Source organism: Mycobacterium ostraviense, from assembly GCF_002705925.1.
GTDB lineage: Bacteria > Actinomycetota > Actinomycetes > Mycobacteriales > Mycobacteriaceae > Mycobacterium > Mycobacterium ostraviense.
Genome location: NZ_NKRE01000001.1, coordinates 5,091,466 through 5,116,929, shown reverse-complemented (window position 1 = coordinate 5,116,929; position 25,464 = coordinate 5,091,466). Strand labels below are relative to the sequence as shown.

Annotated in this window: 22 protein-coding genes and 1 pseudogene; 10 read left to right on the top strand and 13 right to left on the bottom strand. The window is 66.3% G+C overall.

From position 1 onward, the window contains the following. Positions 1–44: 44 nt before the first annotated feature. Positions 45–3,011 carry a PE domain-containing protein gene (locus CDN38_RS23780; RefSeq protein ID WP_099319216.1) on the bottom strand — a complete coding sequence of 989 codons (2,967 nt, stop codon included), beginning with the start codon at positions 3,009–3,011 and terminating at the stop codon, positions 45–47. A 1,125-nt stretch (positions 3,012–4,136) separates the two neighbouring features. On the opposite strand from CDN38_RS23780, the gene CDN38_RS23775 reads away from it, so the two are divergent. Further along, positions 4,137–4,466, top strand: coding sequence for a PPE domain-containing protein (locus CDN38_RS23775; RefSeq protein WP_306316103.1), 330 nt, complete (start codon positions 4,137–4,139; stop codon positions 4,464–4,466). On the opposite strand, the gene CDN38_RS23770 is transcribed toward CDN38_RS23775, so the two are convergent. After that, a complete protein-coding gene (locus tag CDN38_RS23770; RefSeq protein ID WP_075513151.1) occupies positions 4,378–5,196 on the bottom strand; it encodes a 1-acyl-sn-glycerol-3-phosphate acyltransferase in 819 nt (272 codons plus the stop codon). The genes CDN38_RS23775 and CDN38_RS23770 overlap by 89 nt on opposite strands. A gap of 153 nt (positions 5,197–5,349) precedes the next feature. Between CDN38_RS23770 and CDN38_RS23765 the strand changes: the two genes are divergently transcribed. From CDN38_RS23765 to CDN38_RS23755, 3 genes are read left to right on the top strand one after another with little or no spacing between them, the layout of a single operon-like run. Continuing rightward, complete coding sequence (locus tag CDN38_RS23765; protein WP_075513152.1) at positions 5,350–6,612, top strand: alpha/beta hydrolase; 1,263 nt, start codon at positions 5,350–5,352, stop codon at positions 6,610–6,612. Continuing rightward, positions 6,609–7,613, top strand: a complete 1,005-nt coding sequence (locus tag CDN38_RS23760; protein WP_075513153.1) for a tocopherol cyclase family protein — start codon at positions 6,609–6,611, stop codon at positions 7,611–7,613. Before CDN38_RS23765 ends, CDN38_RS23760 begins: the two co-directional genes overlap by 4 nt. 54 nt (positions 7,614–7,667) lie before the next feature. Continuing rightward, positions 7,668–8,816 (top strand): acyl-CoA dehydrogenase family protein, encoded by a 1,149-nt coding sequence (locus CDN38_RS23755; protein ID WP_075513154.1) that lies wholly within the window; start codon positions 7,668–7,670, stop codon positions 8,814–8,816. 3 nt (positions 8,817–8,819) lie between these two features. Here the strand turns inward: CDN38_RS23755 and CDN38_RS23750 are convergent, their stop codons facing one another. Further along, positions 8,820–9,512, bottom strand: coding sequence for a mycothiol-dependent nitroreductase Rv2466c family protein (locus CDN38_RS23750; protein ID WP_075513155.1), 693 nt, complete (start codon positions 9,510–9,512; stop codon positions 8,820–8,822). Positions 9,513–9,674: 162 nt separating this feature from the next. Here CDN38_RS23750 and CDN38_RS31210 point away from each other — a divergent pair, with 162 nt between their 5' ends. Then, positions 9,675–10,217, top strand: coding sequence for a hypothetical protein (locus CDN38_RS31210; RefSeq protein WP_075513156.1), 543 nt, complete (start codon positions 9,675–9,677; stop codon positions 10,215–10,217). 91 nt (positions 10,218–10,308) lie between these two features. Here CDN38_RS31210 and CDN38_RS32505 read toward each other — a convergent pair. The 3 genes and pseudogenes from CDN38_RS32505 to CDN38_RS23735 form a co-directional block, all read right to left on the bottom strand. Then, positions 10,309–10,515 (bottom strand): annotated as a pseudogene (locus tag CDN38_RS32505) (transposase); the annotation flags it as partial. A 692-nt stretch (positions 10,516–11,207) separates the two neighbouring features. After that, positions 11,208–11,444 carry a hypothetical protein gene (locus tag CDN38_RS29675; RefSeq protein ID WP_075513663.1) on the bottom strand — a complete coding sequence of 79 codons (237 nt, stop codon included), beginning with the start codon at positions 11,442–11,444 and terminating at the stop codon, positions 11,208–11,210. Positions 11,445–11,498: 54 nt separating this feature from the next. Beyond that, positions 11,499–11,939, bottom strand: a complete 441-nt coding sequence (locus CDN38_RS23735) for a protease inhibitor I42 family protein (RefSeq protein WP_075513665.1) — start codon at positions 11,937–11,939, stop codon at positions 11,499–11,501. A 184-nt stretch (positions 11,940–12,123) separates the two neighbouring features. Here CDN38_RS23735 and CDN38_RS23730 point away from each other — a divergent pair, with 184 nt between their 5' ends. Then, complete coding sequence (locus CDN38_RS23730; protein WP_075513662.1) at positions 12,124–13,251, top strand: DUF5685 family protein; 1,128 nt, start codon at positions 12,124–12,126, stop codon at positions 13,249–13,251. A 51-nt stretch (positions 13,252–13,302) separates the two neighbouring features. After that, positions 13,303–14,895, top strand: coding sequence for a Na+/H+ antiporter (locus CDN38_RS23725; RefSeq protein WP_075513661.1), 1,593 nt, complete (start codon positions 13,303–13,305; stop codon positions 14,893–14,895). A 50-nt stretch (positions 14,896–14,945) separates the two neighbouring features. On the opposite strand, the gene CDN38_RS23720 is transcribed toward CDN38_RS23725, so the two are convergent. Both CDN38_RS23720 and CDN38_RS23715 read right to left on the bottom strand, forming a co-directional pair. Beyond that, the gene (locus CDN38_RS23720; RefSeq protein WP_075513660.1) at positions 14,946–16,208 is read right to left on the bottom strand and encodes a cytochrome P450; all 1,263 of its coding nucleotides are present in this window, start codon (positions 16,206–16,208) and stop codon (positions 14,946–14,948) included. Then, positions 16,208–16,753, bottom strand: coding sequence for a TetR/AcrR family transcriptional regulator C-terminal domain-containing protein (locus CDN38_RS23715; RefSeq protein WP_075513659.1), 546 nt, complete (start codon positions 16,751–16,753; stop codon positions 16,208–16,210). The genes CDN38_RS23720 and CDN38_RS23715 overlap by 1 nt, the downstream gene beginning before the upstream one ends. Before the next feature lie 59 nt (positions 16,754–16,812). Here CDN38_RS23715 and CDN38_RS23710 point away from each other — a divergent pair, with 59 nt between their 5' ends. After that, positions 16,813–17,679: an LLM class F420-dependent oxidoreductase gene (locus CDN38_RS23710; protein WP_075513658.1), complete on the top strand. Its 867-nt coding sequence runs from the start codon at positions 16,813–16,815 to the stop codon at positions 17,677–17,679. Positions 17,680–17,838: 159 nt separating this feature from the next. Here the strand turns inward: CDN38_RS23710 and CDN38_RS23705 are convergent, their stop codons facing one another. The 3 genes from CDN38_RS23705 to CDN38_RS23690 all read right to left on the bottom strand — a co-directional run bounded on the left by CDN38_RS23705 (position 17,839) and on the right by CDN38_RS23690 (position 21,822). Next, positions 17,839–19,788 (bottom strand): M48 family metalloprotease, encoded by a 1,950-nt coding sequence (locus CDN38_RS23705; protein ID WP_075513657.1) that lies wholly within the window; start codon positions 19,786–19,788, stop codon positions 17,839–17,841. A 13-nt stretch (positions 19,789–19,801) separates the two neighbouring features. After that, positions 19,802–20,407 carry a LemA family protein gene (locus CDN38_RS23700; protein WP_036402506.1) on the bottom strand — a complete coding sequence of 202 codons (606 nt, stop codon included), beginning with the start codon at positions 20,405–20,407 and terminating at the stop codon, positions 19,802–19,804. 731 nt (positions 20,408–21,138) lie between these two features. Beyond that, entirely contained in the window at positions 21,139–21,822 is a 684-nt protein-coding gene (locus CDN38_RS23690; RefSeq protein WP_082277437.1) for a TetR/AcrR family transcriptional regulator, read from the bottom strand. Between CDN38_RS23690 and CDN38_RS23685 the strand changes: the two genes are divergently transcribed. Both CDN38_RS23685 and CDN38_RS23680 read left to right on the top strand, forming a co-directional pair. Next, the gene (locus tag CDN38_RS23685) at positions 21,821–22,222 is read left to right on the top strand and encodes a nuclear transport factor 2 family protein (RefSeq protein ID WP_075513654.1); all 402 of its coding nucleotides are present in this window, start codon (positions 21,821–21,823) and stop codon (positions 22,220–22,222) included. The genes CDN38_RS23690 and CDN38_RS23685 overlap by 2 nt on opposite strands. 72 nt (positions 22,223–22,294) lie before the next feature. Beyond that, positions 22,295–23,149, top strand: a complete 855-nt coding sequence (locus CDN38_RS23680) for a sulfurtransferase (protein WP_075513664.1) — start codon at positions 22,295–22,297, stop codon at positions 23,147–23,149. Between the two features lie 1,073 nt (positions 23,150–24,222). On the opposite strand, the gene CDN38_RS23670 is transcribed toward CDN38_RS23680, so the two are convergent. After that, positions 24,223–24,789, bottom strand: coding sequence for a hypothetical protein (locus tag CDN38_RS23670; protein WP_233027011.1), 567 nt, complete (start codon positions 24,787–24,789; stop codon positions 24,223–24,225). 23 nt (positions 24,790–24,812) lie between these two features. Beyond that, positions 24,813–25,286 (bottom strand): adaptor complexes medium subunit family protein, encoded by a 474-nt coding sequence (locus CDN38_RS23665; RefSeq protein ID WP_233027010.1) that lies wholly within the window; start codon positions 25,284–25,286, stop codon positions 24,813–24,815. Between the last annotated feature and the right edge of the window lie 178 nt (positions 25,287–25,464).

Below are 25,464 nucleotides of genomic sequence, written 5' to 3'. Positions count from 1 at the left end.
CGGTGTTGCGGCAAGGGTGGAGTCCAACTCCCCGTGCAGCACTCCTAACCGCCGATTGCCCTCGCGAGCTGTTCGGGCGCGTAGCTCAGCAGTGCGGGAACGATGCCACCGGCAGGCGTGCCGCCCAGCGTCAGATTAACCGTGCCGATAGGTGGTGGTGCCACTATCGTCGCCGTTAAGGGCCGCAGCGGCGAAAGAATGCCTCCGACGGGAATGTTGACGGTCACCGGAATTCCCCCGGTCGTCGACGGCGGCAGCGCCAGCGGGATTATGCCCTCACCATTGAGGAAGCCGTTGGCGATGTTGGCGGGCGCACCGACCAGGGCGCTCGCTGCCGCCGGCAGGTCTCCGGCCTGCACAGCGGTGACAAACGCTGTCGCGCTTTGCCCAACCGCCATCGCCGTGGTGACCGGCGAACCCACTGCATTAAGGGTCATCGCCAGAGGCAATCCAACGGTCATCGCCCCGCCCGGAGGATCAAGCGTGATCGTGAAGGCGAGGTTTGTGCTCGTGAGGGTATTGACCACATTGGTGAAGTTCTGCGACATGGATCCGGGGATGCTCAGGATGGGGAACAGGTCTCCCACGGGACCGAGCAGCAAAATGTTCGACAAGTCACTGGCGTCAAGTCCACTGACGAAGAGCTTTACCACCGCCCCCAACACGTCGCTCACAGCGGCGCTGACGTTGCCCGCCGCAAGGGCCTGGAAGGCCGATTGCAGGCTCGGCGGAATACCAGCCAGCCCGATAGCGAAATCCCTGGTGGCATCCGTGAACGCCGTCAGGGTCAGTTGACCGTAGCCGAACTGGTTGGCGAGGAACTGCGACAGGAATGGCGCCGGGTTGGCAAGCACACCATTGCCGATGCTCTGCAGGTTGGTGATCGTGTTGGTGATCAGGTCTTCATACGGCCCGACGATGGGAAGGCTGGCGCTGAGGCTGGGGAAGGCCACCGCGGCCGCGCCAGGTGGACCGACTGCGCCGCCTTTGCCAAACAACAACCCGCCGGTACCACCACTACCGCCGTTGCCGTTGGCCCCGACCGTGGGGCCGACGCCGCCGGCGCCGCCGGCTCCACCGTTACCACCGTCACCGATTAACGTGGCGTTGCCGCCGGTACCGCCGTTGGCACCGGCTCCGCCTTTACCGCTGAACGAGGCGCTGGTGGCGCCGCCTCCCCCGCCCGCCCCGCCGTTCCCGCCGGTGCCGTACACCAGTCCGGCGTTGCCGCCGTTTCCGGCAGCACCACCCGCCCCGCCATCGCCGCTGAGCAAGACAGTTGACGCCCCGCCGGTGCCTCCGGCTCCACCGTGGCCACCGTTACCAATGAATTGGCCGTTGCCGCCGTTTCCGCCGGCTCCCCCGGTACCGGCGGGGTGGTCAGCGCTCTTACCGCCGATACCACCGGTCCCACCGTCCCCGCCGTTGCCGTACAGCGCCCCGCCGACACCACCGTGTCCGCCGGCACCGCCGACACCGGCGTTACCGGCGAGCGCGGAAAGGGTGCTGTCCCCACCAGCACCGCCAGCCCCGCCGGCCCCACCGTTGCCGATGAAGAACGCGTTGCTGCCATTTCCGCCGGCACCGCCAGCACCGGAGTTACCTGCCCCCGCAGCAGACCCACCGTTGCCACCGGCCCCGCCGGACCCACCGTCGCCGTACAGCAGCCCGGAGGCACCGCCCTGACCGCCGGCACCGCCGGCACCGCCGGCATTGGCCAAGGTACCGGCAGCACCACCAGCACCGCCGGCCCCGCCGGCCCCGCCGTTACCGACCAAGCTGGCGTTGCCGCCGGCACCCCCGGCACCGCCGGCGCCGGCGCTGACTCCAACAAACGACGTATCCCCACCTGTGCCACCGGACCCACCCGCACCGCCGCCGCCGAACAGCAGCCCGGCGTTGCCGCCGCGGCCGCCTTCGCCGGCGTTCATGCCAACGGTCAACACCGTCGTGCCGGCATGGCCGGCGCCGCCGGCACCGCCGAAGCCCCACAGCCCCACGTCGCCACCGGCACCGCCCGCCGAGCCGGCACCGGAAAAGGTGACGCCACCGGCACCGCCGGCACCACCGTTGCCGACCAGGGTATTTCCGCCGGCTCCGCCACTCGTGCTGGTGAGGACATCCGTAATTCCGGCCACGCCGCCGTTACCACCGGCACCGCCATTGCCGAACAAGGCATTTCCGCCGGCGCCGCCAGCCTTCGTGGCGCTGGAACCACCGGCGCCCCCGTTACCGAAGAACCCGGCGTCCGCGCCGGCGAGCCCAGACCCGGCTCCGGCATTGCCGCCGTTGCCGGACACCAGCCCGGCGTGGCCGGCGGTACCGCCCGTAGGCCCGCTCCCACCGTTCCCTCCGTCGCCGAAGAACACAGCGTTGCCGCCGGCCCCTCCGGCCCCGGCACCGTTTCCGTTACCACCGGCCCCGCCGTTGCCGTACAACAGTCCGCCCATACCGCCGGCGCCGCCCGCCGCGCCGCTACCCCCGGCACCGCCAGCCCCGCCGTTGCCGATCAACCCGGCGGCCCCACCGCTACCGCCGGCTCCGCCGCCGGGGCCGCCGGCACCGCCATTGCCGCCATTGCCATACAAAATTCCGCCGGGCTGGCCGTTTCCGCCGGGATTCGATCCGGTCCCGGCCGCTCCATCGGCGCCGTTGCCGATCAGCGGCCGCCCCAGCAGCGACTCGGCGGGCGCATTCACCGCGGCGGCCAGGGCCTGCATCGGCGACGCGTTGGTGACCTCGGCGGCGGCATAGGCCGCTGCGCCGCCGTTGAGCAAGCTCACGAACTCGGCATGAAACGCCGTCGCCTGGGCGTTGAGTGCTTGAAATTCCTGGCCGTACGCCCCAAACAGTCGCGAGATAGCCGCCGACACCTCGTCGCCGGCCGCCGCCGCCAGCCCGGTCGTGGGGGTCGATGCTGCGGCAGCGGCTTCGCTCAGCGCCGTGCGAATACTGGCCAAATTGCCGGCCGCCGCCGTCACCAAGTCCGGCTCCGCGAGTAAGAACGACATGACCGTCTCCCCTTCGCCTCACTGCGGGCTACGCAGTTACATGATGTCCATCAAGGAAAGATGAGCCTAGGTTGTGACCCCGGCCACGTGAGGGAAAACGAGCGTATTCACGGCCGTAATTTCGACGTCGTACCGTCGCCGTCCGCCAGCCGACCATGATCCAACGTTGCTGGCCATGGCCAACACCGAGCCGGCCAAGGTTAAAGTGACCCGATATTTTGTACTAAAGTGACCCGATCTTTGTATGGGCATAGTGCGTTTGAATGATCTTACCTTCAGCAGAGATGTGTTCAAAAGCCGCCAAACGTGTTAGCAGAGAAGATCTTTCAGCTCACGATCTGCGCCGGCTTGGACGCTCAATTTAATTACAGTAACTCCACGGGGGTTGCACATTGAGCCAACCGGAGGGGTTGGAGATGCGCGCCCTCCTGATGGATCGAGCGCAGACCCTGAAGTAATCAATCGCACCGCAGCCAAGGCCAAGCGCGGGACAGGGGTGTTCGAGATCATGAATGGGATCGACAGCACCATTGCGATCGCTGAATTAATCAGCGGGCGAACCGATCCCGGTGATAGCCATGCAGGATCTTACTGACTCTGACCAGGATGGTGACCGAATCGGCAGCGACGACCATTTGGCTGTCGACGGACACGGACCGAGCGCTAAGGCAAAGTCAGTGTGCGATTCACCGCATCGGACGGTTAGACGTGGCAGGGGCCGGGCTGAGCCGATCCGGTTGCGTACCAACAGTTGCTTGAACACCTACGGTTGTTTGGTTGGACGCGTGCCAAATCCTAGAAAGGGGAAGCAGCAGACGGCGGCCACACGACCGCGGTGGTCGCAATGCCACCCAATCGGGCCGGTGAAGCCTGCCGAACTTATGGTTTGGCAGTCCGGCCAATCCCCTGCTGACCCGCCCGTTCATCAAATCGCCAAGGTTGATACATGCGCCGCCCGGCAACGTCTGCCCAACCTAACTCAACGATTTGGGGGCAGGCGCCATGGCGCTCGATCTGTCCCGACACGTCTCTGAATCGGACGCGACTGCGTCCCACGACGCCTCGAACGGGCGTAGAAAGGCAGACCGATGAGTTTCTTGGTGTTACCTCCGGAGATTACTTCTGATGGTTTCCGATGCCGGTTCGGGTCCGATGTTGTCGGCCGCTGCCGCCTGGGAGGGATTGGCCGCTGAGCTGGACGCGGCCGCGGACGCATTTTTGTCGGTGACCTCAGGGTTGGTCGATCAGGCGTGGCAGGGGCCGGCGTCTCAGGCGATGGCAGCAGCTGCGGCGCCCAGTGCGGGCTGGCTAACTAAGACCGTCGGGCGCTGCGGTGGCGTCACGGCCCGCGCGGCGATCGCAGGTGTCAGCCGAGGATCGGAAAGCGCCGCTGGGCGGCCAGCTTGTCGAGCCCCTGCTGCATCACCTGGCGCACGTGCGCGTCGACGTCTTTGACGTCAGGAGCGTCGCCGAATTCCTCGCCGACGTCGAGCGGCGGCAGTACCTCGACGACGATCTTGGTGGGCAGCGGCATGTTGACCGGCGCGACGATGCTGAGCCCGAACGGGAAGCCAATAGTCACCGGCAGGATGTTGGTCCGGAACAGCTTGCGTTCCAACTTGGTCAGCCCAAGCGCATGCGCCAGCCGTCTGCCGCGGGTCAGGAAGAACTGGCCTTCCTGGCCGCCGATCGAGACCGCGGGCACGATCGGCACCTTCGCTTCGACGGCGGTGGTCACATAGCCGGTTCGGCCACCGAAGTCGATGACGTTCTCCCGCAGGGTGGGCCGATAGACGTCGAAGTCACCGCCGGGGAATACCAGCACGACCGCACCGGCGGCCAACGCCTTGGCGGCGTTGTCACGCGTTGCGCGGATCACGCCGGTGCGCTTGAAGAACTCACCGGCCGGCCCGGCGAACAAAGTGTCGAAGCCCAGCGCGTACAGCGGGCGGTCGTAGCCGTATTTGTCGTAGTACCCCACGGCGAACACCGAAAGGTCCACCGAAACCAGGCCGCCGGAATGGTTCGAGACCACCAGGCATGCGCCGGGCGGGATATTGTCCAGGCCGCGCACCTCGGAACGGAAATAGCGCTTGACGATCGGCCGGGTCAGTGTGATGACGTGCTCGGTCAGGCCGCGGTCCCATTTTTCGATGTCGGTCGGATCGCTGTGGGTATCGCCCATGTCTTGGCCTCACAGGTGCTCAGCTGGAGCCGATGGTACGCCGCAGCTCTATTGACTCGTGACACCAAGCGCCGCACCGATTCTCGACCACGCCACGAGGCTCCGGCACCCTGATCGGTCAGTCGGGAAGGCGCGCTAAGTAAGGTGGCCCACATGGGCAGAGCTCAGTTCATCCACATCCTTCGGCAAATCGGCGCTCTGGCAGTGACGGCGGTGACCGCCACCGCCACGCTCAACGCATATAAACCCCTGGCGCGCAACGGGTTCGCGTCACTGTGGTCATGGATTTTCGGTCTGGTCGTCACCGAGTTTCCGCTGCCGACACTGGCCAGCCAGGTAGGCGGACTGGCGTTGACCGCCCGGCGCCTGACCCGGCCGGTGCGGGCGCTCTCCTGGCTGGTCGCCGCCATCTCGGCGTTCGGTCTGCTCAACTTCAGTCGCTCGGGCCATCGAGCCGATGTCCCGCTTGCCGCCGCGTTGGACAGCGGCTTGGGGACCCGTCGCCGCACCGACTCGGACGGCCTGTGGCGCCGCGCGTCCGGCGGTGGCACCGCCAAGACTCCCGGACCGCTGCGCATGCTGCGGATCTACCGCGACTATGCCCACGACGGCGACATCAGCTACGGCGAATACGGCCGGGCCAATCATCTCGATATCTGGCGACGTCCGGATCTCGATCGCTCCGGCAAGGCGCCGGTGCTGTTTCAGATCCCCGGCGGTGCCTGGACGACCGGAAACAAACGCGGACAGGCCCACCCTTTGATGAGCCACCTCGCCGAGTTGGGCTGGGTCTGCGTGGCGATCAACTACCGTCACAGCCCGCGCAACACGTGGCCCGATCACATCGTCGACGTCAAGCGAGCGCTGGCCTGGGTCAGGGAGCACATCGGCGAGTACGGCGGCGACCCCGACTTCATCGCCATCACCGGCGGCTCGGCCGGCGGTCACCTGTCGTCGCTGGCGGCGCTGACACCCAACGATCGGCAATTCCAGCCGGGATTCGAAGACGCTGATACCCGCGTCCACGCGGCGGTGCCGTTCTACGGTGTCTACGACTTCACCCGCTTCGACGACGCGATGCATCCGATGATGCCGGGGCTGCTCGTAAAATCCGTTCTCAAACAACGCCCCGCGACCAACCTGGAGCCGTTTGTCACCGCGTCACCGGTCAACCATGTTTCCGCTGATGCTCCACCCTTCTTCGTGCTGCACGGCCGCAACGACTCGCTGGTGCCCGTCGAGCAGGCACGCGCGTTTGTCACCGCGCTTCGCGACGTCAGCACCCAACCCGTGGTGTATGCCGAACTGCCGCTTACCCAGCACGCTTTCGACATCTTCGGGTCGGTCCGGGCGCAACATGCGGCGATCGCCGTCGAGCAGTTCCTGGCCGAGATCTACGCGACGCGGCACCGATGACCGCCGCATACCTGCGCTGGGCCGTCGAGGGTATCGCCAAGCGACTGGTCGATGCCTATCGCAGCACCGGCGCTGACCTGCCCTTCGGCGATCCGCTGCCCTCCCATGGCTGTGAAATGGAGGGCTGGTTCTGGCGCCTCACCAATGGCGCCTCGGATCGCGTCGTGGTCGGGCTGTGCAGCGTCAATCGGCACCCGGACGGGGACTGGGCCACCGTGGCGGTCGCGCTACATCCCGGCGGCGTCGTGCGGTCGGCGGCGCTGGACGGAGCCGAAGCGGAATCTTCTCCGTTCACGGTCCACGCCGGGACCGACCCGGCCGGCAGTTTCGCAGCTGCCACCGACCGGCTACGGATCGACCTCGACGACATCCATCTGAACCTGCGATTCACTGATCTGTTCCAATGGCCCAAGGCTTTTGGGGGCGGCGGGGTCTTCTCCTCGATCCCGTTTCTGAACCAATACTGGCATCCCTACCGCCTGGGTGGGAAGGCAAGCGGCACAGTCGAATTCAGTGACGGTACCTGGACGTTCGATGACGCCCGGCTCTATGCCGAACGGAACTGGGGCGCGGGGTTTCCCGAGCGCTGGTGGTGGGGCCAGGCACACGATTTCGACGGCGCAGACGTCTCCGTCGCGTTTTCGGGCGGACTTCTTCATGTCGGCCCCATCCGCCAGGATGTCACCGGAGTGGTGGTGCGCCTCGGTGACGAGGTGATCCGGATGACGCCGCCGGCGCTGGTGCGATCGCAGGTCGGCGACGGCCACTGGCGTATCCGGGCGTTCACGCCGCTCTACCAGATTTGGCTGGACGGTGACGCCGGCGGCCGCGATCCGCACGTCTTACCGGTGCCACTGCCCGGGCAGCGGCGCAACGTCGACACCGACTTCGAGCATCTTGCCGGCCGGCTTCATTGCGTCGTGCGCAAGTTCGGCCGGGTGGTCTTCGACGGCACCTCCGAGCTGACGGGTCTGGAAATCGGCAGCCGGCCGGCCGGGTAGCGGCGCTGGGTCGTGCCGAACAACGCGCCCCGTACCAGACAGTATGGTCGGCACATGACCGCCGGTATCACGAACGCATTCGTGGATCGACTGGGTCAGCGTGCACAGGATGCCGAGGAGCTTCGCCGGTTACCGGCCGCCACGGCCGCTGACCTGATCGAGTCGGGATTCTTCGACCTGTTGAGGCCCACGCGGTATGGCGGTCAGCAGGCCGAATTCGCGGCGATCTTCGACCCGGTACGCCGGATGGCACACGGCTGCGCGTCAACCGCCTGGACTGCGGCGTTCTACACGCTGCACAACTGGATGCTGGCCCTTTTCGACGAGCGCGCCCAAAGCGAGGGATTCGCTTCCCGACCGTTTCTCGCTTCGTCACCGTTGGCGCCTACCGGGCGCGGTGTCGCGGTGGACGGGGGCGTTCGGCTGTCCGGTCGCTGGTCGTGGGCCACCGGCGTGATGGACGGCAACTGGACGATCGTCGGCGCGCTCTGCGGTCCCGATAACGCGATTTACCCCGCACTTGTGCTGGTGCCCGCCGACGACATCCGGATGGTCGACGTCTGGCAAACCGACGGGATGCGCGCCACCGGCTCCAACGACGTCGTCATCGACGACGTTTTCGTCCCCGCACACCGACTGGTCAAGGTCAGCGATATCTACGCCGGCACCGCGCCGGGCGCGCTGCTGCACGACGCGGACGTCTACCGCTGGCCGCTGATACCCGCGCTGGCACTGGTCGCCGCGATGCCGGCGCTGGGCGCCGCCGAGCGCGTCACCGAAATCTTCGCCGAGCGCCTCTTCGAACGCGTCCTTGCCTACGAGAGTGGCACGCAGAAGGACAAGCCGGCCGCTCAAGCCCGACTCGCCGAAGCCCGGGTCCGGCTACGCGCCCTGCACGGTCTGCTGGCCGACACCGCGGGGCGAATCGATGAGACCCTGGCGGCCGGAGACCGCGTGCCGCGCCCCCCCCGCGCCGATGCCCGCCTGGCCGCCGCGCACATCGTGCGGGAATCACGCGCGGTGATCGCCGGCCTGCTCGAGGTGTCCGGCGCCAGTGCGCACTTTCTCAGCAACCCGCTACAACGGGCCAAACGCGACGTCGACGTGGTCAGCGGACATGTGGTCTTCGACTACGACGTCAGCCGAGAACTGGCCGGCGCCTTGGCAATTGGCCTGAAGGTGGCGCCGACCGCCATGGTCTGACCTTTAACGCCCGGCCAGCCTGTCGATGTCGACCACCTCGCCGCGGTTGATGCTGACCCAGTCACGGCCGTCGAGGTATGGCCGCAGAGTTTGGGCGATGAGGTCGGCATCGGCCGGTGACTTCGGCCGCTGCAGCTCGTAGACATGCGGTAATTCGGCCATACCGGTGACCACGTTCCACAGCTTGAGCGCGTCCGGCCCGGTGGGTGGGTCCACCAGTACCGGCCCGAACAGGCATTGCCCCTCGATGAACAGCGTCGGCACGCCGTATCCGCCGGCATCGACAACCCGCTGATGCTCCGCGCGGACCTCGTCGTGGGTGCTCGGATCCGCAAGGGCCGCATCGAGAATCGCCGCGTCAACACCGATCTCGCCCAGCAGCCGGCGGGCCACCGCGGGATCGTGCGGTTTGCCGCCGAGACCGTGCAGTTCGTTACCGATCGCCGCGTACCACCGGTCGAGCAACGACATGTCGCTGCGGCGCAGCAACGCGCCGATGCGCATCAGAGACCAGCCGTAGGACCAGTCACGTTCCCAGGGGTGCTTCTTGCCGGCTACCCGGTTGATCTCCTCGAGGCTGAAGAACCGCCAATTGACGGCGATACCCAACTGCGCACGGACGTCACGGATCCAGATCGAGGTCTGATAGGCGAACGGGCACATGGGGTCGAAGTGAAAATCTACGACAGTGCTCATCACCCTGGACCTTTCGACGGCGCGTCGCGAGCTGACGTTGCTGCGTAGCCTAGCGCGAGCACGCCAGACCGAAAGCCGTGCTGCGGCAATTACCTGAGTCACCGGTCCCCGATTTCTTAGGCAATCGGCCGATGAGGCCGAAGGGCCCTAGCAGCTGCCGGATTGGTGGATGCAGTGTGGCACTATGCCGAGGCGCTGGCCTGCGGGAGGGGGATTTACATGAAGAGTTTGCACTTGCCGTTCACCGGCGTCGCCCGAAACGGTTTTGCCGCTTTTCCGCGGAGCCATGGCGGGAAGCTACGCTGGTTCGTGGTGCTCGTGGGTGTGACATTGATGACGTTCGGCGCGGTGATACCGGTTGCCTGTAGCCGCCAGCCGAGTAATTGCGGAAATGGTGCCGCGTGCGAGCCCACAAAAGGCGCACCGGACGCGGAACGGGGCCCGGCCGCCGATAGAAAGCACGCGGGTCGATTGCTGGATGCTGCCCAGCAGTGCGAGGACGATATGCAAAGCCCCCACCCACCCGCGGCCTGTTATGTGGTGGTGTCATGGGAGCAAAACCGCAAAATTCCCTATCAGGACGCCATCGACCTCGCGAAGAAGCTGATGCGGCAAGGGTTCGTGGACGCTCTTTTGTGGTTCCCCCCAAATCGTGGAGGTTTCCTCTATGCGGCTTCCCGGTTGGTGGCCGCAGCGTTCTCGTAGTTGATGGGGCTGACCATCCCGATCGTGCCGTCGCCTCCTTCACCCACAGGACCACGCATCGCTTGAGGACATCACGCTCCATCCTCAATTCAGCGACCTCGGCACGCAGCCGCTTGAGCTCGGCGACATCATCGCCGCTCAACTCACCGTCGCCGTCGCGCTTGGCGCGGGCCTGGGCGACCCAGTTACCCAGCGTCCCCTCGTTGACACCCAGGTCGCGCGCGACCTGAGCGATCGGTTTCCCCGTCTCCTCGACGATCCGGACAGCCCCCTCACGGAACTCCCGGTCGTACTTCATCCGCTTCTCTGGCATCGTGCTCCTCATTGTCGATGCCTCTACGGTTTGGGGGGAACCTCACTTTCGGCCGCCTCCGACAAGCCGTGGGCTCCCTATTCGCTACGAGCCTGCAATTGGTATCTTGGCGCTCTCGGAGCGATCCTGGATATTCCATATTTCAGAGATCGCGCCTACGACGGCGTCTACGACGAAAAGCTGCGTAATGCCGACAAGATGAACGAGTTCCTCGCGCAAGCCGTCAAGAATCCAGACAGAAGCGGCTGGAAGCTCGTCGGCGTAGGAATCAATCCCGGGTCCGAGGTCACGGATCTGGCAAATCAGGGTCAGTTTGTCGTCGCCTCAGCACATAGCATCCCGGGCCGCACCGAATACGGGCACATCGCAATTGCGGCACCGGATTACCTCGATAAGGAATCCGGTGCGGCGGCAGGCAGTACCGGGCCATGGATCAGGTATTCGGTGTATAACGGCACGCCCCACACCACGAAAAGCACCAGGACCAGCGCCATCTTCGGCTCAAGCGTTACCGAGCCGATCTGGGTGCAGTATGTCGGTAAAGACTGGCTCGTACCGTCGGGACAAAAGAAACTCCCGTGCGTGGACTTGAACGGCGACGGTATCTGTGACGATCTGCCCGGCGGCGGGACACCGCCGTCGCCGACGTATGTCTGCGTCGAATGTCCTCCCGGGTATCACTGCGGCCACAATCCAGAACGATGCATCCCGAACGCAACCACTCCGGTAACAACCAAACCCTCGACCCCGCCGGTGACAACACCACCGGTAACAACCAAACCCTCGACCCCGCCGGTGACAACACCACCGGTAACAACCAAACCCTCGACCCCGCCGGTGACAACACCGCCGACCACGACCGAACACCCCGCGTGAGCGGCTTTAGCCGAGACCGTCATCAGCGCGGCGTCCACTCGAATTCTCCCGCGCTGGTGCCGGTCTCGACGTCGCAGCTCGTGCGGCACACGCTATTGCACAGTCACTTTCCCGGTGAAGGTGCACGTCGGCGCGTTGTCGCCGCCCACGAAGCTGGCGTAGCCGGTGGTGATGGTGGTGGTGCCGGGCTTGAGCGCCGTGAACGTCCACACCTCGGTGCCGGGCGCGCCCATCATGTCGGTGTCTGGCCGCACATACCGGTGATCGACCTGCTTCAGAACCGTGGCGTCGCCGATTTTCATATCTTCTGCCCATCGGAACGGGGTGGTGTAATTCGACCCCAGCGTCACCTGCAGCGTGTCACCAACCGACATGGTGACATCGCGTTCGATCGCGCTTTGCCTCAACACGTCATCCATCGACACGTCAATGGTTTTGGTCGCCGGTGGCCGAGCCTTGCTGGCACAGCCGATGCAGCCCAGCACCACCGACAAGACAACCATGACGACGGTCACCATGAGTCTGATCTTCATCAACACCGCCCTTCAATCAGGGTTTGCAGCATAGTCGCCTGATCGGGATCGCGTTGGCCGGCAAGGACGTTTGCTTGGCCGGCGAGTGCCGGCAACCCGGGCGAACTCTCGCGCCGCTCAACTGCGCGGCGTTTCCGGGCGCGAGTCCGGCCCTAGTCCAGCCCCAGTCCGGTAGCTTCAACGCGTGTTTGGCATCATCCGGCCGTGCCGTCACCGGCTCGGTGGCGAACTCACGGCAATATGGCGAGCGCAGTTATGCGGACTGTGCCTGGCGCTGCGCGACGACTACGGCCAGGCCGCGCGGATCGCCACCAACTACGACGGCTTGGTGGTCTCGCTGCTGGTCGAGGCGCAGTCCGACACGCGACCAACGCGACGGACCGCCCGTCGGTGTCCATTGCGCGGCATGCGGCGTGCGGACGTGGCGACCGGTGAGTGCGTGCGACTGGCCGCCGTGGTGTCGCTGGCACTGGCCGCTGCGCGGGTGCGCGATCACGTCGACGACCGTGACGGCGTGGTCGGTGCGGCCCCGGTGCGGGTGGCGGCGCGCCGCATCGCCGATCGCTGGGTGCGCCAGGGCACCGATGCCGGAAACTCCCTGGGATTCGACACCGGCGTGCTGGTCGCCGCGATCGACCGGCAGACCGAGCTCGAGGCGATGGTCGGTCGGGCGGGCCCGGGCTGCTCGCTACTGCTGGTGACCGAACCCACCGAGACCGCGGTCGCCGCGGCCTTCGCATATACCGCGGTGTTGGCCGGCCGACCGGCCAACCAGGAGCCGCTGCGTGAGGTTGGGCGGCTGTTCGGGCGGACCGCACATGTGCTCGACGCGGTCGAGGATTGCCGCGACGACGCGGCTCACGGAAAGTGGAACCCGTTGGCGGCCACGGGAACACCCGCCGCGGCGGCCCGCACCCTGTGCGACGACGCGGCGCGGGGCATCGAACTGGCATTGGCCGACGTCGACTTCACCGATGGACGACTGGCGCGGCGGTTGCTGACCCGCGAGGTGCGCCGCGCGATATCGCGCACCTTCAACCGAGCCGGTTACACCGCGCGCGGCGGAACACCGCATGGCGAGCAGGACGGGATCAACTTCGGCGACCAGGCGATGGGCGCCGGCCCCTACCCGGGCGATCCGGGTGAGCTACCGCCCAATCCGGAGCAAAGTCCCAAACAGGGATGCTGGAACACCTGCACCGACGCATGTTGCTGTGATTGCTGCTGCGACTGTGGAGACTGCTGCTGCGACGGAGACTGCTGCGACTGCGGAGACTGCTGCGACTGTGGAGACTGTTGCGACTGCTCGTAATTCAGGCCATGTGGTCGCGGGATCGATGTGTCCTTAGGCGAAGATGGGCTGGTGTTCGGCCTCGTCGTTATCGTCACGCTCGTCGCCACCGTGGTTGCCGGAACCCTTCTGGGTCGCCGCTACCGGGTGGGACCGCCGGTCTTGCTCATCCTGCTGGGCGCGCTGCTGGGTCTCATCCCCCGGTTCGGAAGCGTCGAGATCGACGGCGAAATCGTGCTGCTGCTATTCCTTCCGGCGATCCTTTACTGGGAAAGCCTGAACACCAGCTTCCGTGAAATCCGCTGGAACTTGCGCGTCATCATCATGTTCAGCGTGGGTTTGGTGATTGCCACCGCGGTAGCCGTGTCATGGACCGCACGAGCATTCGGCATGGAGTCACACGCTGCGGCGGTGCTGGGTGCGGTGCTCTCGCCCACCGACGCCGCCGCGGTGGCCGGCCTGGCCAAACGATTGCCGCGGCGCACGCTCACCGTCTTGAAAGGCGAGAGCCTCATCAACGACGGAACGGCGCTGGTCCTCTTCGCCGTGACCGTGGCCGTCGCCGAAGGTGCGCCGGGGATCGGGCCGGCCGCCCTGGTCGGCCGTTTTGTCGCCTCTTATCTGGGCGGGATCGCCGCGGGGCTGTTGGTCGGGGGGCTGGTGACGATGCTGCGCCGCAGGATTGACGCACCGCTCGAGGAAGGCGCACTGAGCATGATGACGCCGTTCGCGGCGTTCCTGCTCGCCCAATCGCTGCACTGCAGCGGCGTCGTCGCGGTCATGGTGTCAGCGCTGGTGCTCGCTTACACCGGCCCGCGGGTGATTCGGGCGCGTTCCCGCCTGCAATCGTTCGCATTCTGGGACATCTCGACTTTCCTCATCAACGGGTCGTTGTGGGTCTTCGTCGGGGTCCAGATCCCCGGCGCGATCGAGCACATCTCCGACGTCGGCGGCGGACTGCGTCGCGCCACCGTCCTGGCATTGGTCGTCACGGGCGTGGTCGTCGCAACCCGAATCGTGTGGGTCGAGGTGACCACCCTACTGGGACGCGCGGTGGACCGGTCCTTGCGCAAACCCCACCCCCACGTCGGCTTTCGCCAGCGCTGTGTGACCAGCTGGGCCGGATTCCGCGGCGCGGTCTCGCTGGCGGCAGCGCTCGCGGTCCCGATGACCACGCGAAGCGGCGCACCGTTCCCCGACCGCAACCTGATCATCTTTGTCGTGTCGATCGTGATTCTGGTGACGGTGCTGGTCCAGGGCAGCTCACTGCCCGCGGTGGTCCGCTGGGCCCGAATGCCGGACGACGTCACTCGTGCCGACGAGTTGCAGTTGGCCCGAACTCGCAGCGCCGAGGCCGCCCTGGAAGCCTTGCCGGAGGTCGCCGACGCGCTCGGGGCCGGCACCGAGATTGTGAAACGCCTGCAGCGCGATTATAAAGAACGCGCCGAACTCGTCGGGGCGAACGGCGCCGACTCCGCGACCAGCGATCTGGCGGCACACTGCGATCTGGTCCGGCGGGTCCGGCTCGGCGTTCTGGATTATCAGCGGCAGGCCGTCACCGCGCTGCGCAACAAGAATTTGATCGATGACATCGTGCTGCGTGAGGTGCAGGCGGAGATGGATCTCGAGGAAGTGCAGCTGCTCGACCCGGCCGACCTCGACTGACCTCGATCCCCGGTGGCGGCGACTGCGGCCGAAGGCGAGCGGCCCGCTGCTCAACCCACCGCACACGGCAGCCGTTTGATCCCGTGGAAGAACGAGGACCGCAGCCGGTCGGGCGGCCCGGTGACGGCGAGGCCGGGCACGCGTGGGTACAACTCTTCCAGCATGACCCGCAGTTCCAGACGGGCCAGCTGAGCGCCCAGGCAGAAGTGCACTCCCCCGCCGCCGAACGCGACATGGTCGGGCCCCAGACCGGACCGCTCGCGGGTGATGTCGAACTCGGCGGCCCGCTCGAACACGTCCTCGTCGCGGTTGGCCGACAGGTAGTGCATGAGCACCCAGTCGCCGGCCCGGATGTGCTGGCCACGGATCTCGACATCACGAGTGGCGGTGCGGCGGAAGTGCATCACCGGGGTGGCCCAGCGCAGCAGTTCCTCGACGGCGGGCTTGGCCGCGTCACGATCGCGAGCCAGCAGCGCCTGTTGGTCGGGGTGCTCGGACAGCGCCAGGATGCCCTGGCTGAGGGTGTTGCGGGTGGTCTCGTTGCCGGCGATCGCCAGCAGCAGGAAGAATTCGTTGAGCTGGTCGCGGTTGAGCCGGTCGCCGTCGACCTCGGCAACGAGCAGAGCCGACAGGATGTCGTCGGTGAGGCCGTGCTTCCGCCGGTGTTCGACCAATTCGCCGCAGTAGGCGAACATTTCGGTGACCGCCTGCCCGAGCGCCTCGGGTGTGGGAGCGTAGTCGGAGTCTTCGATACCCAGGCTTCCGATCGCGTTGCTCCAGCGGAAGACGGCCATCCGGTCCGCGGCGGGCACACCCAGAACCTCGGCGATCACCTGCAGCGATATTTCCGCGGAAATATCTGTGACGGCGTCGAATTCGCCCCTATCGATGATGTTGGCGACGATGTCGCGGGCGACTTGGCGCATCCGCGGTTCCAGGCGCAGCACATTGCGGGCGCTGAAGCCCTGGTTGATCAGCTTGCGGTAGTGGATGTGTCGCGGCGGGTCGATTCCCGGCAGCATCGCCGAGTCAGGCGCGGCCTCGACAGCCACCAGGGTGTTGCCCTTGCTGCTGGTGAACGCCTCGGTGTCGCGACTGACCAGTCGCACATCGGCGTGGCGGGTCAGCAACCACGTTCTGGGCAGTCCGGTCAGTTGCACCGGATGCACTGGCGCGTGGGCCCGTAACCGGCTCAACGCCTCGAACGGCGCCCCGGCGAGATACGTATCCGGATTCAGCACCGCGGCGGCGTCCTGGCCGGACGGGCTGTCGTGGTTTTCGACAATCAGCGGCCTCAGCTTCGGGGTGCTCATCAGTGCTCCGCGCGTGCCTTGATACCGGCGATGACGACGTCGAGTCCGGCCCGGAACCGCGATGCGGGCTGGCGCTTGCCGCGGGACTCCTCCAGGCTGATCGAACCGAGCAGATAGGTGTATAGCACCGAATGTGCCGCGGCAGCAACGCTTTTTACGAGTCCGGCTTCGGCGAGAAGGGCGCGGCTCAGTGTGTCCAGGCGGCGGGCGCGTTCCCCGCCGCCGCTGGTTTGCAGGACGCCGGCGATGCCGGGCACGTCGAGTATCACTTCGCGTGCGGCACAGTAAAGGTCGGTGAGCCGGGTGTCCCAGGGGCCGGCTTCGGGTTCGGGGATGTCGGCCAGAACGGATTCGGCGAGCAGATCCAGGGCGGCTTGCTTGCCGGGGACGTGGTAGTACACCGACGGGACCGCGGCGCCGAGTTCGGCGGCGAGCTCACGCATCGTCACCTGCCGCACGCCCACCCGCCGGGCCAGGTTGTGCAGGCATGCCACCACCTGAGCGCGGTCGAGTTCGCCGTACGCCCGCCGTTCCGTGGAGGTCATTGAACCCGCCTATTCGAGCGGCGTTCGAAATAATTCGAGCACTGTTAGAATTTAGCGCGATGAGCGCCGTCGCCGCAAAGCTGTCGATTGCCACGCCGGTGGTGACCATGCTGCCCGGGGTCAGCGCCGACTGGGAAAGGCACGCCTCCGTCGAGGACCTGGCACAGATCGCCGAAGCCGCGGACCGGCTCGGCTACCACCACCTGACCTGCAGCGAGCACATCGCCTTGCCCAAAGCCGAGAAGCGGCGCCGCGGGACCCGCTATTGGGATCCGTTGGCCACCTTGGGCTACCTGGCCGCGCGCACCAAGCGCATTCGGCTGGCCACCAACGTGCTGGTGCTCGGCTATCACCATCCGCTCGAAATCGCCAAGCGTTACGGCACTTTGGACACCGTCAGCGGCGGCAGGCTCATCCTCGGTGTGGGCGTCGGCAGCCTCGAAGAGGAATTCCAGCTCATCGGCGTTCCGTTCGCCGATCGTGGAGCACGGGCCGACGACGCGTTGCGAGCGTTGCGCTCGGCACTGTCGGTGCCCGAGCCCACCTACCATGGCGAGTTCTATTCCTTCGACGGCATGGTCGTCGACCCATGCGCGGTCCAGTCGCATGTCCCCATCTGGGTCGGCGGACGCACCCTGCGGTCACTGCGGCGAGCCGCGACGCTGGCCGACGGCTGGGCGCCCTTCAACGTGAGCCTGCGGCAAGCCCGAGAGTGGCTGAGCCGCTTCGAAATCCGGCCGGGATTCGAAGTGGTGCTCACGCCCTCGGCACCGCTGGACCCGATCGGCGAGCCCCAGTTGACCCGCGACGTCCTCGCCGAGACCGCCGCGCACGGCGCCATCACCATCTGCACCACGTTCGTCCACAGCTGCCTAACGCACTACCTGGAGAACCTGCACGCGCTCGCCGAAGTGGCAGCCTCGTGACCCGCTGGCCACCACCATCGCGCTGGCTCCGGCCGTCGAAGAGCGTTGGCGCTCCGCAGCGGTACGGCCGGTGTTCGCCGGGCCGATGCGGACCATGGTCAGCTGGGAAGCCTGGCGGTAACCACCCGGACGGCCCGCAAGGCGGATCGGCTTGACCGGTCAGGCGAGCAATGCGGGCAACGGCACGTGCATCAATGCGCATGCCGCACGCAGCATCTCGGCCTCTGCCGTCATCACGGTGCCGTCGGCGGTCACCGCCACGGCCATTGCTTCCACGAGTGCCTGCTTGGCCTTCGGCGCCAGGCCGTCCAGTCCGGCCCAGCCTTGGTCGAGCGCCTGCTGCCAGGTCACTTGCCGCGGCGGTGACGCAGCGGCGTCGGGGTACAGCCGATGCAGCGCGCTGTCGTAGGCCCGCCGAGCCGACTCCTGATCGCCGGCGCCGGCGACCGCGAGCGTCGCGAGCAACGTCGTCACCGTCGGCCGCACCTGGTCGAGCGAGCCATTGCCGACCTTGCTTCGGCGGTGCGGATTGGCCGCGTCCTGCAGGTAGCTCCAGGCCAGCCGCGTCACGCAGTACTCGAACATCGACACCGAGCCGTCCGCGACGGCGAGCTCGTTGAGCACCCCCAACAGCGCCTCCCGGAAGGCGGGCGGATGGGCGGCGAGCTGCGGGATAGCCAGATCGACCAACGGAAGCCGTAGCTCGGCGGGCAACGCCGTCATCGTGTCCACGAGCGCGGCGGCTGCCTGCGCCTCCGGGTCCCCGAGCCGCTGCGCCACCGAGTCAAGCTGGCGAGCATGCAGTGGATCGCCAGCAGGGGCCAGCAGCAACGCGATGATCGCGGCCGGGGCGGTGCTCGGCTGGGTGGCCAGCCGGCGAGCCTCCGGTGGAATCGTGGCGTGCAGCGCCGCGCCGTGCAGCAGGTCGGCCCGGGTGAGCGTGCCGGCGCGATCGGCCACCTGCTCGGGACGGATGCCACGCCGACCCGCCCCGACCGGCCCTGCCCCCGTCGCGGCGGGTGGAACGGCCGCGCCGACAGCCGAGGCAGGGCCGGTTGGGGCGAATCCGGCCATCGCGTCCTCGGCGAGCCCGTCGGGTGATCGTTGTCCGTAGCGCTGCTTCAGCGCGGCCACCTCACCCGGGTCGAAGCTGGGGTCGAGCGCCTTGATCCGGTCCACCAGCGGCGGATGCGTCGCGTACCACGCGCGGAACGACCGCCGGCCCTCGCCGAACAACATGTGGCTGACTTCGGTCGCACTGCGGGTGTCGCGCAGCGCCGATCCGGACGCGATGCCCGCGATCTTCTTCAGCGCCCCGACGAGTCCGTTGGTCTGACGGGTGAATTGCACCGCGGACGCGTCGGCCAGCCATTCGCGCTGACGTGACACCGCCGCCTTGATGATGTTGGCGAAGAACACCCCGATGAAGCCCAGCACCATCATCGCCAGCGCAATCATCCAGATCGGCGCGCCATTCTTGGAACCGCCGCCCCGGCCGCCACCAAACTGCAGGATCCGCAAACCGGTCAGGCCGATCAGCAGGATCCCGTTCAACAGTCCGATCAGCCTGATGTTCAACCGCATGTCGCCGTTGAGGATGTGGCTGAACTCGTGGGCGATCACACCTTGCAGCTCGTCGCGATTGAGCTGCGACAGTGCCCCGCTGGTGACGGTGATCGCCGCGTCGGCCGGGGTGAAACCGGCCGCAAACGCGTTGATGCCGGGCTCCTCCGCCAGGACGAACAGGCGCGGAGCCGGCACCCCGGATGCCAGCGACATTTCCTCGACGATGTTGACGAGTCGGCGCAACCGCGGGTCGGAGCTCGTCGGGTCGATTTGGACGGCCCCGACCGAGGCGGCGACGGCCGCCCCACCCTGGCGCAGCGCGACCGTCTTGGTAATCATGCCGCCGGCGATGATCACCAACGTCACCGCCGTGACCCCGACGACGACGCCGAGGACCGCTGAGGGATCGGCCCTGTGATACGTCATCGCGACCGCGGCGGCGGCATCGATGAAGGCGACCATCGCCACCACGGCGACGACGAACAGGAACACCAGCTTGAGCGTGCTACTCCGGGCCGCGCGCTGGTGGTCGAAGAAGTTCACGCCGATCGATGCGTCAGAACTGGACCCGCGGCGCTTCCCGCATCTCCGGGCGATCCGGCGGAAGCTCGAGCAGCGCAGCCGCGGTGAAGCCGAACATGCCCGCGTAGATGTTGCCCGGGAACGTTTCGCGGCGGTTGTTGTAGCTCATGACCGCGTCGTTGTAGGCCTGCCGGGAGAACGCGACCTTGTTCTCGGTCGAGGTCAACTCCTCCGAAAGTTGCATCATGGTCTGGTTGGCCTTGAGGTCGGGGTAGCTCTCGGCGACCGCGATAAGCCGGCCCAATGCGCCGTCCAGCCGCTGCTGCCCGGCTGAGAGTTGTTGCATCGCAGCGGGATCCCCCGGGTTCGCCTGTGCGGCCGATAGGCCCGCCATTGCCATGTTGCGGGCATTCACCACGGCCTCCAGTGTTTGGCGCTCGTGGGCCATGTATGCCCTGGCCGTCTCGACCAGGTTGGGGATGAGGTCGAAGCGGCGGCGCATCTGGACGTCGATCTGCGCGAACGCATTCTTGTAGGCGTTGCGGGCCCGAACAAGACCGTTGTAGCCGGCGATCACCATGACCAGCAGCACAATGACGACTGCCACGATTGCCACCAGGACGCCGATGACGAGTCCCATGAGGTGTCCCTCTCTGTCGGAATTTGCCGCATCGCGCGGCCACGCCGGATATTAGCGGGCCACTGGTGCCGACGGTGGCCATTCCCGCCGTTCCCAGGTGGTTTGGGAGACGGCCCTCACGTCACGAAGTGAACGCCCGCGTCACCTCGCATCGACATTGAAACGTCTCAGTAGCCAGCCTCGGCCCAGGTGCCTTGTGGATAGGGCGGAACGGTGCCGGCGAACACGCCGTCGGTGAAGCTACACAAGGTGTCGGAAATGGTTCCGGCGTTCGCCAATGTCGTTGTCGCGGAGCCAGATACAACGCGGACGACCACCGGCTGCCAGAAGTGGGTGAGGCCGCCGTGTTCGTACCAGACAAACCAGTCGCTGCCGCGATTACCGACACGAATCAGTCGCCGAAACGGCAATGACGGACCGGTGACCGCGTCCGTCTTGTTGAAAGGCGCACCGATGTCCGCGATCGGTGGCAGGAGTGTGTCGCAGCTCCGGCGGCAGCTGCGACACACTGGACACCTCCTGGACCGGTGTGGCCAGCGCGCACTGCGTGTTGGGCACCGCTGCAGCCGGGCCCGCCGTCGCGACAGCTGCCGCAAGCCACATCGTCACGTTACTGAAGAGCGACCGCGCCACCGATCTGGTTCACCTACTTTCGCCGGTGCCACCAAGGTATCGCCCGGTGCGCCCGGTCTCGGACCAATCCCAGCAAACCGGCCATGTTTAGCTGAGGTTCAGCTGAGCGCAATGCGGTCAAGTACGGCGCCGACAGCGGCGAGGACGTCGGCTTCGAAGGCCGCAGAAATCGGTGCTCGATTGAGCAGCCGTCGGCGAATTGCGCCGCCGGCGATATCGATGATGGCCAGTGACAGAAGTTCGCGGGCGCGATTATCCCCGCCGGTGCGCTCGGCAAGTCTGCGCAGCGCATCGCGAATGGCGGCGTTGCCACTGGCAAGACGCCGTGCCGCCGGGGCATTGGGATCGGCAAGCACATCTGCGGGGCGAAACGCGGCGAGCAGTCGCGCATCGTCGGGCTGGTTGCGGGCAAACTCCATGATCCACCGCGCGGCGCCAAGCGCGGCGTCATTGGGATTGTCCCGGCGCAACTGGTCCAGGAACGGTTCTTGGAAGCGCTCGAGTGCTCGTTGCCATGCGGCGGTCAAGATCTTGTCGCGGGAGCCGAAGCGGTTGTAGAGCGAACCCACCGAAGCACCGCTCAGCGCGGCGATCGCGTCGACGGTGACTGCGCGTGCCCCGCGCTCCAGCGCGATCGAGCGCGCGGCGTCCAGCATCGCTTCGGTGTCGTGTCGTCGCGGCCTGCCCACCCGACACATTGTGCTCGACGAGACTTCGCCGCGCTTGACTTTTAGAACGATGCTTCTAAAATTGTGATGGCTCGATCTGTAGGAGGCGGTCATGGACACAGCCGAGTGGCTCCGTCAATCCGAGGCGTTTCTGGGCGCATGGAACCGCCACAATGTCGAAGAGGTCGTAGCGTGGTACACCGAAGCCTTCCTCTATCGTGATCCCAACATCGGTGCGGGGGCCATCGAGAGTCGCGACGCGTTACGCCGTTACCTCTCAAAGCTTTTCGATCGCTGGGAGATGACCTGGTCGGCTCGGGAGGTGTTCCCGTTCGAGGGCGCGGACGGCGCCGCGGTGACATGGGACGCCACGTTCCGGCTCCGCGCCGAGGATGCTCATCTCGAAATCCATGGCGTCGACATCGTTTTTCTCCGCGACGGAAAAGTCGTGCACGACGAAGTCTTTTTCGACCGGTCACTGCTTGCGCCGTTGATTGCCGGTAACGCGGCCTGAATCGTTTGGCCGGGCACTAGGCTCGTTGTCGCCTTCGACGGAACCCCCTCCGCGGACAACGAGGTGAATCGGGTGAGCGCTAGAGACCAGGTGCTGATCAGCGTCACTGAGCTGGCCAGCCTGATCCGGTCCGCTGAGCCGGTCACGTTACTCGATGTGCGGTGGCGACTCGACGAACCGGACGGCCATCCCGCCTATCTGCGGGGCCACCTACCCGGGGCGGTCTACGTCTCCCTGGAAGACGAACTCAGCGACCACACCGTCGTCGGCCGCGGCCGTCACCCACTACCGTCGGGGCGCAGCCTTCAGGCGGCCGCGCGCCGCTGGGGAATTCAGCAGGACGGCCTGGTCGTGGCGTACGACGACTGGGACCGGGCCGGTTCGGCGCGAGCGTGGTGGGTGCTCACCGCGGCCGGGATCGACAACGTCCGCATCCTCGACGGCGGCCTGGCCGCGTGGCGGTCGGCTGAAGAACCATTGGAGACTGGACCAGTGACGCCACCCGCCGGGAATGTGCTTGTGCGCCATGATGATCTGGCCGCCGGACGCCGGCGTACCTTGACTACGCAGCAATCCGGGTCAGGCGCGGTGCCGCTGCTGGACGCACGGGCGCCGGAGCGCTTCCGCGGCGATGTGGAGCCGGTCGACCCGGTTGCCGGTCACATTCCCGGCGCGATAAATCTTCCCAGTGCCACCGTACTGGCTTGCGACGGAACATTTCGCGACGCGGACGCGCTTACCCGGCTGTTGTCCGGCCGCGGCGTCGATCCCGACGGCCCGGTGGGCGCCTACTGCGGATCGGGTATCACCGCTGCCATCATCGTCGCCGCGCTCGCCGCGTTGGGTCGTGAGGCGGCGCTGTATCCCGGATCGTGGTCCGAGTGGAGTTCGGATCCGACCCGCCCGGTCGCTCGCGGTGCCGGATAGCCGGGCGCGTTAGGCGCCGGCCCAGTTCTGCAGAAACGCCTGGGCAACCAGTGCGGCGTTTCGGCCGCGATCTGCTTGTAGAGAAAGAACTGGAACGGAAAGCCGGGGAGGTTCAGCGGGTCACCGGGGCCGTCGGACATGCCGCGGATGCCCAGAAACGGTATGCCGCGCGCATTGGCGACCGCCTGCGCCGCCGCCGTCTCCTGGTCCACCGCGTCGAAGGCCGGGTTCTGCACCGGTACCTTCAGGTTGCTGAGCAAGCCGTGGGCCAGGAACGGCAATAGCGCGTGCAGAAAGTTACCGGTGTAGAGAAGTGAGCGGTGCGGCGCCGCGCAGGGCTGGCAACCAAAGACGTCGCCGGCGTTGGGGATACAGGGAAACGCCTGGCCGTTGTTGTTGTCGATGCTGGAGCCGTCGCCGCCGACGAATAATTGCGGCTGACGTCCCAGGTTGATCAGTGGCACGGTGGGCACGTGCTTGCACAGGCAGGCGGGATTGCCGAGATTGTTGACGTTGCCCAGGCTGACGGCCAAAGTCTGGGCCGCGGCGAGCATGCCGGGATCGACGGCCTGAAATGTCGCGCCGTTGTCCAGAGTCCAACGCGCCGGGACACGTCTCCTATCGCGGTGCGTCCGGCGGCGCCGGCGACACCCGAAAACACCACTGCGCCAACGGCAATTCCAGACGAGCAGGTGAAGCGATCATGGGCGATCTCGGTGGTGCGGGTGGCGTTGACCAGCCCGATACCGGTCATCGCCACTATCACCCTCTTCGTCGGCCCTGGTGTTCGACGAGACCGCTGCGGCGCCCAGCGACAAGGCGGCCACCATCGCACACGCAGCCCGGAACCGCTCGAGCACGATCCCCCTATCCCCGGCGGATCTACGTCGGTCGTGGCTGCCAGGACACGCTGTCTCATGTGTGGTGTGGCTTAGATTTTGGCGCTAGATGACGTAACGGTGGACATTCGTTATCGATGTTTTTCGCCAACGATTCCGTGTCGTTATTCCGGGACGCAAAGTCTTGGCTGTTCCGCCGGCGCTGCCGCCGGGTTGGCGAACGGGCCGGCGGCGCTACAACCGCTCGACGACCAGTTGCGCGAACGCGTGGTTGGTCGAGACCTGTCCATCGGGCATTTTGATGTTCGGATCGTAGAGCTGCAGGCTTATCCCGTCGACCTTGTCGCCGTTCTGATGGCCGACGAAGTAATTCGTCGTCTTGCGTATCGTGAGCACGCCATTGATGATGCTCTGTTGCGAATAACGGGGATCTTGAAGCGGACCCAGGATCTCCATCTTCTTCTGGTCGACATTCCAGAAGAACGCATAGCCCGGAGCCGAATAAGCGGCCGCCTGCTGCTCCGGCGTCAGCTTGACACCGAACGATGTCAGCGACCAGCCATCGATGCGATACGTGCCCGGGTGCAGTGTCAGGTATCCGTTCGACTTGTCGTACTTGATGTAGCCGTGCGCATCCAGGTTCACGTCGTTGAAGACCCGAACATTGACGCCGGGCTTCATCGGGACGTTGGCCAAGCCACGTTCGGTGAACGCTCCCCACAGGCGCGGGTGAGACGTTCCGCCGCAGGCCGTTACGGCCAGCGCCACAGCGACGGCGAGTAACAACAACCTGTGTCTCAACGTGCCTCCCGGGTGGATTCGTTTCAGAGCAGCGGCCGGCCTTCAATTGCCGCTGACACTCTTTCCGCCATCCAATAGGCAATGGCCATGGATCGCTCTCCGTTCGGACAACCGATGCCTTCGTAGACCGTTACGCCGACCGCCGCCGGCAGGCTGACATTCTGCGAGCGGTGCCACCAGGTCAACCGATAGGATGCTCCGGCCCGCTGGATCCGCAAGTCGAGATCCCCGGTCAATTCGCCTGCGGCGTCGAAGTATTGCACACGGTAATCGCCGGGGAAGCCATTGGACGTATCGCCTCTGGCCCGTCCCGAACCGATCCCGCCGTTCGACCGAACCGAACCAGAAGAGACATACCGCGCATTGATGACGCCGGCTTCCTCGGAGCTATCTGATATTCGCCAACACCGATTACGCGGGTCGTGATCATGCCCAGCATGGTAAGCCCCGGCGCGCATGTCTTCGGCCGGAATAGCAGAGCCGAAGACTAAGCTCACGAGACCCGGCCCCGACCAAGGAGGCGCACCCGATGGCACCTGACCACGTACGCCGTCCGCTAAGTGCCTGTTCGTAAACATTCATGCGGCCTGCTGGACGGGCGCTGGTGGGCTGGCGCGGAGGCGTCCCCATCTGGGCTGGTGCGGCGTACCCGATGTCGCTTGTTGGAGTTTACGA

Bases quoted from the DNA above. Each gene is read 5' to 3' on its own strand.
- CDN38_RS23780 (WP_099319216.1), bottom strand. From the start codon at position 3,011: ATGTCGTTCTTACTCGCGGAGCCGGACTTGGTGACGGCGGCGGCCGGC.
- CDN38_RS23775 (WP_306316103.1), top strand. From the start codon at position 4,137: ATGGTTTCCGATGCCGGTTCGGGTCCGATGTTGTCGGCCGCTGCCGCC.
- CDN38_RS23770 (WP_075513151.1), bottom strand. From the start codon at position 5,196: ATGGGCGATACCCACAGCGATCCGACCGACATCGAAAAATGGGACCGC.
- CDN38_RS23765 (WP_075513152.1), top strand. From the start codon at position 5,350: ATGGGCAGAGCTCAGTTCATCCACATCCTTCGGCAAATCGGCGCTCTG.
- CDN38_RS23760 (WP_075513153.1), top strand. From the start codon at position 6,609: ATGACCGCCGCATACCTGCGCTGGGCCGTCGAGGGTATCGCCAAGCGA.
- CDN38_RS23755 (WP_075513154.1), top strand. From the start codon at position 7,668: ATGACCGCCGGTATCACGAACGCATTCGTGGATCGACTGGGTCAGCGT.
- CDN38_RS23750 (WP_075513155.1), bottom strand. From the start codon at position 9,512: ATGAGCACTGTCGTAGATTTTCACTTCGACCCCATGTGCCCGTTCGCC.
- CDN38_RS23735 (WP_075513665.1), bottom strand. From the start codon at position 11,939: ATGAAGATCAGACTCATGGTGACCGTCGTCATGGTTGTCTTGTCGGTG.
- CDN38_RS23720 (WP_075513660.1), bottom strand. From the start codon at position 16,208: ATGAGCACCCCGAAGCTGAGGCCGCTGATTGTCGAAAACCACGACAGC.
- CDN38_RS23715 (WP_075513659.1), bottom strand. From the start codon at position 16,753: ATGACCTCCACGGAACGGCGGGCGTACGGCGAACTCGACCGCGCTCAG.
- CDN38_RS23710 (WP_075513658.1), top strand. From the start codon at position 16,813: ATGAGCGCCGTCGCCGCAAAGCTGTCGATTGCCACGCCGGTGGTGACC.
- CDN38_RS23700 (WP_036402506.1), bottom strand. From the start codon at position 20,407: ATGGGACTCGTCATCGGCGTCCTGGTGGCAATCGTGGCAGTCGTCATT.
- CDN38_RS23685 (WP_075513654.1), top strand. From the start codon at position 21,821: ATGGACACAGCCGAGTGGCTCCGTCAATCCGAGGCGTTTCTGGGCGCA.
- CDN38_RS23690 (WP_082277437.1), bottom strand. From the start codon at position 21,822: ATGACCGCCTCCTACAGATCGAGCCATCACAATTTTAGAAGCATCGTT.